The 10,277-nt window shown below is 68.0% G+C and carries 8 protein-coding genes and 1 pseudogene; 7 read left to right on the plus strand and 2 right to left on the minus strand.

Features of this window, described 5'->3' with window-relative positions:
* The first annotated feature begins 202 nt into the window (after positions 1 to 202).
* Positions 203 to 637, plus strand: a complete 435-nt coding sequence (locus AC27IO_RS15540; protein ID WP_284393307.1) for a DUF1841 family protein — start codon at positions 203 to 205, stop codon at positions 635 to 637.
* 162 nt (positions 638 to 799) lie between these two features.
* Complete coding sequence (locus AC27IO_RS15545) at positions 800 to 3,319, plus strand: bifunctional diguanylate cyclase/phosphodiesterase (RefSeq protein ID WP_317356267.1); 2,520 nt, start codon at positions 800 to 802, stop codon at positions 3,317 to 3,319.
* 37 nt (positions 3,320 to 3,356) lie between these two features.
* On the opposite strand, the gene AC27IO_RS15550 is transcribed toward AC27IO_RS15545, so the two are convergent.
* Both AC27IO_RS15550 and AC27IO_RS15555 read right to left on the minus strand, forming a co-directional pair.
* Positions 3,357 to 4,403: a hypothetical protein gene (locus tag AC27IO_RS15550; RefSeq protein WP_498739555.1), complete on the minus strand. Its 1,047-nt coding sequence runs from the start codon at positions 4,401 to 4,403 to the stop codon at positions 3,357 to 3,359.
* A 210-nt stretch (positions 4,404 to 4,613) separates the two neighbouring features.
* Positions 4,614 to 5,279, minus strand: coding sequence for a c-type cytochrome (locus tag AC27IO_RS15555; protein ID WP_284427035.1), 666 nt, complete (start codon positions 5,277 to 5,279; stop codon positions 4,614 to 4,616).
* A gap of 104 nt (positions 5,280 to 5,383) precedes the next feature.
* Here AC27IO_RS15555 and AC27IO_RS15560 point away from each other — a divergent pair, with 104 nt between their 5' ends.
* The 5 genes and pseudogenes from AC27IO_RS15560 to AC27IO_RS15580 form a co-directional block, all read left to right on the plus strand.
* On the plus strand, positions 5,384 to 6,238 hold the full coding sequence (locus tag AC27IO_RS15560) for an AAA family ATPase (protein WP_284393300.1): 855 nt from the start codon (positions 5,384 to 5,386) through the stop codon (positions 6,236 to 6,238).
* A 10-nt stretch (positions 6,239 to 6,248) separates the two neighbouring features.
* Entirely contained in the window at positions 6,249 to 6,479 is a 231-nt protein-coding gene (locus AC27IO_RS15565; RefSeq protein ID WP_284393299.1) for a hypothetical protein, read from the plus strand.
* 8 nt (positions 6,480 to 6,487) lie between these two features.
* A pseudogene (locus AC27IO_RS15570) lies at positions 6,488 to 7,091 on the plus strand (GNAT family N-acetyltransferase).
* 28 nt (positions 7,092 to 7,119) lie between these two features.
* Positions 7,120 to 8,307 (plus strand): vWA domain-containing protein, encoded by a 1,188-nt coding sequence (locus AC27IO_RS15575; RefSeq protein WP_284429383.1) that lies wholly within the window; start codon positions 7,120 to 7,122, stop codon positions 8,305 to 8,307.
* A gap of 98 nt (positions 8,308 to 8,405) precedes the next feature.
* Positions 8,406 to 10,277: autotransporter assembly complex protein TamA (locus AC27IO_RS15580; RefSeq protein WP_498739558.1), on the plus strand; the 1,872-nt coding region annotated here is incomplete at its 3' end.

Genomic DNA, 10,277 nt, shown 5'->3' on the forward strand with positions numbered 1-10,277 from the left:
CGCCGCGCCCCCCCGCCGCCGCAGCAGCAGCGCCCGCAGCAGGCGGCAAGCACAACGCCGACGACTGGGAGACCTTCTGACAGCTTGCGGCCGGCCGCGCCGGCGATGCGGGGCGCAGCGGCGCACCGCATGCCGGAATGCACGGTTTCCTCCCGTGCAACCCCTGCCTGAAACCCGCTTTGCCCGTGCTACGCTGGCTGCCATGTTCAATCCGTCCCAAGCCGATGTGCGGCGCTTTTTCTGCGCCGTGTACGCCAAATCCCAGGCCGGCCAGCCCATGGAAGCCATCGAGACCCTGGCCAGCCTTTGGATCGCAGAGCACCCCGAATACCACGCCGATCTGGCCGATGTCGATGCAGCCCTGGCCCGCAACTACGACGAGACGCCGGACCGCACCAACCCCTTCCTGCATCTGTCCATGCACCTGTCGATCAGCGAGCAGTGCAGCATCGACCAGCCCCGCGGCATCCGCCAGGCGGTCGAACTGCTGGCCGCCCGCAAGGACTCGCTGCTCGATGCGCACCATGCCGCCATGGAATGCCTGGGACAGATGCTGTGGGAAAGCCAGCGTTCCGGCCGCCCGCCCGATGGCGATGCATATGTCGCCTGCGTGCAGCGGCGCGCCACCCGGGACTGAGGGCTCACTGTCTGCCGCACGCCGCCATGTCCAGAACCGCCCTCCAGATCGCTGACCGGCTGGCAGCGTCGCCCGCGGCCGCGGCAGCTCCTCGGGCCAGGCCGCACCGTGCACGGTGCCCACGCACCCGCGGTGCCCTCGCACCCGACCAGGGGGCCTGACATGCGCCGGTGGCAGATTTCGCTGCGCACCGCCATTGCCGTCCCGTTCGCCGTGCTGTTCGCGGCCACCGTGGCATTGCATGCCTTCACGCAGCAGCGGCAGATCGGCCACCTGATCGACCAGGAAAGCGTGCGGCTGCTGGACGCCGTGACGCTCACCGCCCGGGACCGGCTGTCGCGCTTTCTCTCCCGGCCCTTCGAGATCCAGCGCGACATCGCCGATGCGATCGGCCGCCACGGCCTGTACCAGCCGGGCGACATGCGGCCCATCCACGAACACCTGCGCGCCGTGTTCGACGCCCTGTACCGCGACGAGCGGCAGATCAGCCTGCTGAGCTTCGGCAGCCGCGACGGCGAGTACACCGGCATGCGCCGCGAAGCGGACGGCTTTCGGCTCATCCTCAAGGACCGCTCGACCGAGGGCCTGATGCACGTGTACCAGAGCGGCACGCCCGACGCGGTGTCGGCCTCGTTCCGCGGCTACGACCCGCGCATACGGCCCTGGTATGTGCCCGTGGCCCGGTCCGGGCGCGCGGGCTGGTCGCCGATCTACACCACGGCCGGAGAGCGCGCCGATGTGACCATCTCGGCCGCCTCCGCCGTGATCGCCAGCGGCCAGATGGTGGGCGTGATGGAGGCCGATGTGCGCCTGGACACGCTCAACCAGTTCCTGCGGGACGACCCCTTGCGCGGGAACGGCCACATCTTCATCCTGGACACGGAGCAGCGGCTGGTGGCGCAGTCCGAGGGCGGCTCGGTGCTGTCGGAGCAGCCCGCCCCGCGCGGCGGAGAGCGGGAGCGGCTCACCGCCGGCCGGAGCGCCAGCGCGCCCATCCGCGCCGCCGCCGCCGCCCTGCCCCACGCCCGCTCCGATGCGGGCATCGACTTTCAGTTCGCGCACAACGGCGAACGCTACTTCGCCCGCGTGACCCCGTTCACGCAGCAGCCCGGCATCGACTGGCGCATCGTCGTGCTGCTCCCAGAGTCCGACCTGCTGGGCGACACGCGCGTCATCAGCCGCCGTTCCATTCTGGCGGCGAGCGGCATTGCCCTGCTCGGGCTGCTGCTGGGGCTATGGGCGGTGCAGCGCGTGGCGCGTCCCATCCTGCTCACGGCCGACGCCGCCAACCGCCTGTCGCGCGGCGACTGGGAACCGGGCCTGCTGCCGCACACCAGCGCGCTGCGCGAGACCACGACGCTCATCCAGGCCTTCAACCAGATGGCCGACCGGCTGCGCCAGTCCTTCCAGCAGATGCGCGAGCAGTTGCTGAGCGACCCCCTCACCCGCCTGCTCACCCGGCGCGGCCTGCTGGAGAAAGCCGACTGGAAATCCCCGCGCTGGGCCGTGCTGAGCCTGGTGGGGCTGGATGCGTTTCGCGCCATCAACGACAGCGTGGGCTTCGGCACCGGCGACCGGCTGATGCAGGCCATCGCGGAGCGCATGCGCCAGCACCTGCCAGCCACCGTGCTGATAGCGCGGCTGGGCGGCGACGAATTCGCGCTGCTGCACCTGGACGGGCACGCGGTGGCGGAAGACACCATCGGCAAGGCCGTGCTGGGCCTGTTCTCCACCCCGTTTTCCGTGGGGGCGGACGAGGTCATGCTCAATGCCTCGGTGGGCGTGGTCGCGGGCTCGCTGGCGGGCGAGCATCTGGCGGAATGGCTGCGCAACGGCAGCATCGCGCTGGGCGAGGCCAAGCGGCGCGGCCGCAACCAGTGCGTGGTGTTCGAGCCCTGCATGGTCGAGCAGTCGATGGAGCGCACGCGGCTCGCCATCGAACTGCGCCAGGCGCTGGAAAAAGGCCAGTTCCTCGTGCACTACCAGCCCGTGATCGACCTGGCCAGCGGGCGCGTCACAGGGGCGGAAGCCCTGGTGCGCTGGAACAGCCCCACGCGCGGGCTGGTACCGCCCGGCACGTTCATTCCCATCGCCGAAGAATCCGACCTCATCCTGGCCCTGGGCGACTGGGTGCTGCGCGCGGCCACGCAGGCCATCGCGGACCAGTTGCCCCGTCTGCCGGAGGGATTCGACATCCATGTGAACGTGTCCGCGCGCCAGCTCATCCAGTCGGACTTTCCCGCCACGCTGCAGCAGGTGCTGCGCGACAGCAGACTTCCGCCGGACCACCTCACGCTGGAGCTGACCGAATCGGTGCTGATCGAAGACGACGGCGTGACGCAGGCGCGCCTGGCCGCCATCCGCGCGCTGGGCGTGAAGATCGCCATCGACGATTTCGGTACGGGGTATTCCTCGCTGGCCTACCTGAGCCGGCTGCCGTTCGACTGCCTGAAGATCGACCAGCGCTTCGTGCGCAACCTGCTGCACTCGCCCCAGGACGCGGCCATCGTGACCGCCGTGCTCCACATCGCCAAGGGGTTCGGCGTGGCCGTGGTGGCCGAGGGCGTGGAAACCGAGGGCGAGGCCCGCCAATTGCGCGCCATGGGCTGCGCCCAGGCCCAGGGCTACCACTTCGGCCGGCCGGCACCGCTGGAACTTCTGGACCTGTCCCCGCGCGAGTGACGGGGCCGTCAGGCGCCGGACGGGCCTGCAGCGCCGGCTATGCGGCGGCGCCCAGGCGCTTCAGAGAAACAAGGCCTGCGCTGGACACCTGCAGTTCAATCTGCGCTTTCTCGGACCCGGCCGGGACGGTCATCGTCGCCCCGTCCTGGCCCAGCCGCGCCGACCGCAGGTCATTGGAGTTCAGCACCTCCATCGCCTGCTGGAGGGCCGCGTCAACGCTCCGCGCGGCTGCATCGCCGGTCTCGCCGCGGTAGTGCCCGCTTTCGACGATGCAGCGGACGCCCTCGGACAGGCTCGGAAAGCCGATGCGCCGCCCCATCGCCAACCAGTTGCGCACCGCCATGTGCACCTCCACCGCAGGCATGGGCACCGAACTCAGCGTCGGACCATCGAGCGCGCCGAGAAGCCGCGGCAACACGGCCTGCAGCGCCGCTTGCGCAGCCCCGCTGCGCTGCTCGGCGGACGCCTGTGCAAGACCGGGCCACTGGGTGGCCAAGTGCAGATAGACGCGGTAATAGTCGGCGAACGCACTGGGCGTGCGCGCCTGGGTCACACTGAAGCGCGCGGCCTCCTCCAGCAGTGCCTGCGACGGGGCTGCGCCGCCAAAAGGTCCGTCGGGTAACTCGCACAACGCCACCCAGTCGGTGAATTCAAGGCTTTGGAACACCGGGGCCTCTGCCACTCCCAGCGACGCCAGGAACGCCTGCGCGCGGCGCAGATCCACGGCCACCAGAAGCCGGTGGTCGCGCAGGACGCGCTGAACCTGCGCGTCCACCGCAGGGCTGGCATCGCCGAGTTCGGCGAGCGCCAGGGCGCGAAGGTCACCCACCCCGAGCGTCATCAGTTTGACAGGGCCGATCCGCAGCCCCAGTGCGGGCAGCAGCGCCAAGGGGGAGCCGTGCAGGCCCTTTTGTATGTGATCGACCAGGGCGGTCTCGTCGGGAAAGTGGTAGCGCGCATCGAGCGAAGTGATCGCCCAGTCCAGCCATTGCAGCCCGCCATCCACGAAGGCCAGGGCCAGCCGCCCCGACTCCGACAGAGCAGAGGAATTCTGTAGCAGGCGATTGGCGACGGAAATGCTCATGCGTGGGCCTCGTGAAGGTGCGTTGATGGGATGGAACGAAAGACAGGCATCACCAAAATATAACGCCCCTTCACGCGGATCAAACCCTCTACCGGCCCTCCTGCGCACCCGTCCCATGGCATGACCTGAGCCATCCTCCAGCCAAAGAAAAACCCGCCAGAAGGCGGGCTGGGACGAACAGCCGCGGGGCGAGGCCCCGGTGCGCGACGGTCAGCGAAAACGCGACTGAGGCACCACCTGCAGCTCGCCGTCGAGCGAACCGATGTAGCCCGCCAGCGCCTTCAGCTCGGCATTCGTGAACTGCTTGGCAATGCCCGCCATGATGGCGTTGGAGCGGCCCAGGTGCGCGTTGTTCGGGTCGGCCTTGTAGGCCTTGAGCGCCACGAACAGATAGTCCGCATGCTGGCCTGAAATCTTGGGATACGACGGATCGATGGGCTTGGCGAAGTTATCGCCGTGGCAGGACACGCACGCGCCCTTTTGCAGCAGCTGCGCCACCTGCACGCTCGGCTCGCGGGTGGGCTTGGCCGGCAGGTTGGCGCCCTCGCGCACCTGGGCCGCGTAGTACGCGGACACATCGGCGATGTCCTGGTCGGTGAGCGAGTCGGCAATGCCGCGCATGGTCGGATGCTTGCGGTCGCCCTTCTTGTAGGCGTTCAGGGCCGCAGCGATGTAGCGCTCGCCCTGCCCCGAAATCATGGGCACCTTGTGCACTTCGGGAAAGCTGGCCTGGTAGCCCGGAATGCCGTGGCAACCGATGCACATGGCGACCTTGCCCTGGCCCGCCTTGGCATCGCCCTTGGTCTCCTGGGCCTGCGAAACCGCGGTCACGCAAGCGACAGCCAGGGCAAATATCGTGGTCAACTTCTTGTTCATTTTGCGCGCACAATCTCGTGGAAGTTTGTCGGTGCTCGGGCAGAAAACGATTATAGCCAGCGCCTTTCCAGGCCTTTTATCAACGATTACCCTATTTACGGCCCATGAAATTCCAAGGCTCACAGAGTTACGTTGCCACCCAGGACCTGATGCTCGCAGTGAATGCGGCCATCACCTTGCAGCGCCCGCTGCTCGTCAAGGGCGAGCCCGGCACCGGCAAGACCATGCTGGCCGAAGAGGTCTCGCGCGAGCTGGGCATGCCGCTCCTGCAGTGGCACATCAAGTCCACCACCAAGGCGCAGCAGGGGCTGTACGAATACGACGCCGTGAGCCGCCTGCGCGACAGCCAGTTGGGCGATGCCGACAGCAGCGAGCGCGTGAAGGACATCCGCAACTACATCGTGCAGGGCGTGCTGTGGCAGGCCTTCACCGCGGACCAGCCCGTGGCGCTGCTGATCGACGAGATCGACAAGGCCGACATCGAATTCCCGAACGATCTGCTGCGCGAGATCGACCGCATGGAGTTCTACTGCTACGAGACGCGCGAACTCATCCGCGCCAAGCACCGGCCGCTGGTCTTCATCACGTCCAACAACGAAAAAGAGCTGCCCGACGCGTTCCTGCGCCGCTGCTTCTTCCACTACATCAAGTTCCCCGAAGCCGAGACGATGCGCAAGATCGTCGACGTGCACTTTCCCACGCTCAAGGCCGAACTGCTCGCCGTGGCGATGAAGACCTTCTACGACGTGCGCGGCCTGCCGGGCCTGAAGAAGAAGCCGTCCACCAGCGAACTCATCGACTGGCTCAAGCTGCTCGTGGCTGAAGACATTCCGCTCGAAGCCCTGCAAAGCGCCGACCACAAGGTCGCCGTGCCGCCGCTGGTGGGTGCCCTGCTCAAGAACGAACAGGACGTGGGCCTCTTCGAGAAGCTGGTCTTCATGAACCAGCGCAACCGATGAAGGGCCCGCGATGAGCAGCGCACGCCGCCTGCTGATGGAAGGCCTGTCCGACGCCGTGGGCTTCGTGGGCGGCGCGCTCGCGGGCTACTGGATCGGCCACCTGCTGGGCTTTGACATCTTCACCTCGGGCTACGGCCCGTCCAGCCTGGCGGGCATCGCCCTCGTGGGCCTGGGCGGCGGCTTCGGCCTGCAAGCGGCACGGCGCTGGCGCGCCAGCCGCGCGCCCAGCGACAAGGAGTGATTCTTTCCATGGCTTTCGTCGAACCCGTCACCCTGCGCGATCGCGGCATCCGCCTGGAGCCCCTCGCGCTGTCGCATGAAGAGGGCCTGCGCGCCGCGGCCACCGATGGCGCGCTGTGGACGCTGCGCATCACCTCCGTCCCCGAGCCGCAGGACGTGCGCGCCTACATCGAGACCGCCCTGGCCGGCCGCGAGCAAGGCCACCGTTTCGCCTTCGCCGTGGTGCAGGAAGACACGGGCCAAGTGCTGGGCACCAGCAGCTACCACGACATCGTGCCGGCCGTGAAGCGGGTGGAGATCGGCTTCACCTGGTATGCCAAGAGCGTGCAGCGCACGCACGTCAACACCACGTGCAAGCTGCTGCTGCTGGGCCACGCCTTCGACACGCTGGGCTGCCACGTGGTGGGCTGGCGCACCGACAACTACAACTTCGCCTCGCAGCGCGCCATCGAGCGCCTGGGTGCAAAAAAAAGACGGCGTGCTGCGCGGCCACGCGCTGCGCCGCGACGGCACCATCCGCGACACGGTGATGTACAGCATGCGCTCGGGCGAATGGCCGGAAGCCAAAGCCCAGTTGCTATACCTTTTGCAGCAGCATGCCCTAGTGGAATAAGCGCCACAGGGCTAAAAGGCTTCAACCCATGCTGATCGACTTCTTCTACACCCTGCGCGCCGGCCAGTTGCCGGTCTCGGTGAAGGAATACCTCACCCTGCTGGAGGCTTTGCAGGCCGGCGTGGTAGGCCCGAACTCCGAGGACGCCTGGAGCCTGGACGACTTCTACCACCTCGCGCGCACCGTGCTCGTGAAGGACGAGAAGCACTTCGACAAGTTCGACCGGGCCTTCGGCGCCTACTTCCAGGGCGTGGAGATGGTGGCCGACTTCCGCAAGGACATCCCCGCCGACTGGCTGCGCAAGATCCTGGAGCGAGAACTCACGCCCGAGCAGAAGGCCGCCATCGAGAAGATGGGCTGGGACGAGCTGATGGAGACGCTCAAGAAGCGCCTGGAAGAGCAGAAGGAACGCCACGAAGGCGGCAACAAGTGGATCGGCACGGGCGGCACCAGCCCGTTCGGTCACGGCGGCTACAACCCGCAGGGCGTGCGCATCGGCGGCGCGGGCAAGAACAAGAGCGCCGTGAAGGTGTGGGACCAGCGCGCCTACAAGGACTACGACGACACGCAGGAACTGGGCACGCGCAACATCAAGGTGGCGCTGCGGCGGCTGCGCAAATTCGCTCGCGAAGGGCACGAGATGGAGCTGGATCTGCCGGACACCATCCGCAGCACGGCGGCGAACGCGGGCTACCTGGACATCAAGATGGTTCCCGAGCGCCACAACAACGTGAAGGTGCTGCTGCTCATGGACGTGGGCGGCACCATGGACGAGCACGTGCAGCGCGTGGAAGAGCTCTTTTCCGCGGTGAAGACGGAGTTCAAGCACCTGGAGTTCTATTACTTCCACAACTGCGTGTACGACTTCATGTGGAAGAACAACCGCCGCCGCTTCGCCGAGAAGTTTCCGACCTGGGACATCATCCGCAAGTACAACAAGGACTACAAGCTCATCTTCGTGGGCGATGCCACCATGAGCCCCTACGAGATCCTGCAGCCCGGCGGCAGCGTGGAATACGACAACGAAGAGGCCGGCGCCGAGTGGCTGCAGCGTTTGATCCATGCCTTTCCCCGGTTCGCCTGGATCAACCCCGAGCCTCAGGGCGTGTGGCAGTACCGGCAGAGCATCGGCATCATCCAGCAGATCGTGGGCCAGCGCATGTATCCGCTGTCGCTCAAGGGCCTGGAAGAAACCATGCGGCTGCTGTCCAAGTGACCGCCTGACCGCCGGGACCACCCAGCGCGCGCCGCTGTCTGACAGCGGCGGTGCGTTTTTCAGGCCATAGTGCCCCCAATTGCCGTTGCGCACCCCGGATGCGACGGCCTGGCAGCCACCCCTTCCAGCCCCACCAAGCCCTCTTTTACGTGTCCCTCCCCGCAACGCATTCTTCGAGACGATTTCCGACGCCGGCCTTGTGGCCGGCGTTGCTGCTTTCGAGCCTGGTGGCCCTGCAGGGCTGCAGCCTGCTGCCGGGCGCCAAGGAAGGCACGGTGGACAACAACACCATCCAGTCCGATGCCGGTGCCGGCACCGGGCCCGATGCGTTCTCGCTCGAAGTGCGCGCACCCGATGCCGTGCGCGAATACCTCACGCGGCACATGGAGCTGCAGCGCTTTCGCCAGCTGCCCGACCTGCAGTCGAGCGAGATCACCCGCCTGCTGGGCGCGGCCGAGTCCAACGCGCGCGAGTTGCTCGGCACCCTGGGCTATTTCAGCCCCACGCTCACCATCACGATGCAGGAGACGCCCGGCAGCGCCGGCGCGCCGCGCACCATCACCGTGGAGGTGGAGCCCGGCCCGCAGACCCGCGTGGCCCGCGCCGACATCGATTTCACCGGCGCCGAGGCCGATTCACCCCAGTTCGCCAACCGACGCGCGCGCGTACAGCGCAGCTGGTCGCTCGCACCCGGCCAGCCCTTCACGCAGGACGCCTGGGACGGCGCCAAATCCCAGGGCCTGCGCCAATTGCAGGCCACCCGCTATCCCACCGCCAGCATCGCCAAAAGCCGCGCGGAAATCGACGCCGACCGCAACGAAGCCCAGCTGGGCGTGACCTACGACCCCGGACCGCCCTACCGCTTCGGCGCGCTGCGCGTGCAGGGCGGCGAGCGTTACAGCGCCGACGGTGCGCGCCGCATTGCCCGCCTGCCCACGGGCGCCGACTACAGCGAAGCCCAGTTGCTCGATGCGCAGATGCGGCTGGCCAGCAGCGGCTACTACGACGCCGTGTTCCTCTCGCTGGAAACCGACGGCACCGACCCGCAGGCCGCGCCCGTGGTGGCCCAGGTGCGCGAGGCACCCCTGCAGAAGGTGGTGTTCGGCGTGGGCCTGTCGACCGACAGCGGCCCGCGGCTGAGCGTGGACCACATCCACAACCAGTTGCCCGGCATCGGCTGGCGCGCCGTCAGCAAGGTCTCGGTGGACCGCAAGAACAAGCTGCTGTCCACCGACTGGACCGACCTGCCCGGCGAGGACGGCTGGCGCTGGTTCACCGGCGCGCAGGTGCAGCGCGAGACCACGGGCGACTACGAGGTCAACAGCAGCCGCCTGCGGGGCGGCCGCAGCAAGAGCACCGACCACATCGACCGCAGCTATTTCCTGCAGCACGACACCGCCAAGAGCCAGGGCACGGACGCGCCGCCCTCCAGCGCGGCCATCAGCGCCAACTACGGCTGGACGGGCCGCTACTTCAACAACACCACCAATCCCACGCGGGGCTTCGGCCTGGCCGCGGAGTTGGGCGTGGGCACCACGCTGCGGCCCGAGCGCGACCCTTTCGTGCGGGCCTACCTGCGGTGGCAGTCGTTCTACCCCATGGGCCGCGTGGACATGGGCGAAGGCGTCACCCGCACCAGCCGGCTGGCCCTGCGCGCCGAAGGCGGCGCAGTGCTTGCGCGCCGCGCGGCCGAGATCCCGGTGACCACGCTGTTCCTGACCGGGGGCGACACCACGGTGCGCGGCTACGGCTACCGCGAGATCGGGGCGCGCACCTCCAACGGCCAGCTGTATGGCGGCCGCTACCTGACCGTGGCCAGCGCGGAATGGCAGCGGCCGATCGAGTTCCGCGGCAACCGCACCGATTTCGAAACCGCCATGTTCATCGATGCCGGCGCCGTGGCCGACCGCGCGGGCGACCTGGACCCGCGCGTGGGCGTGGGCGCCGGCCTGCGCTGGCGCAGCCCCGTG

The sequence above is a fragment of the Acidovorax sp. KNOB132 genome, assembly GCF_057541515.1.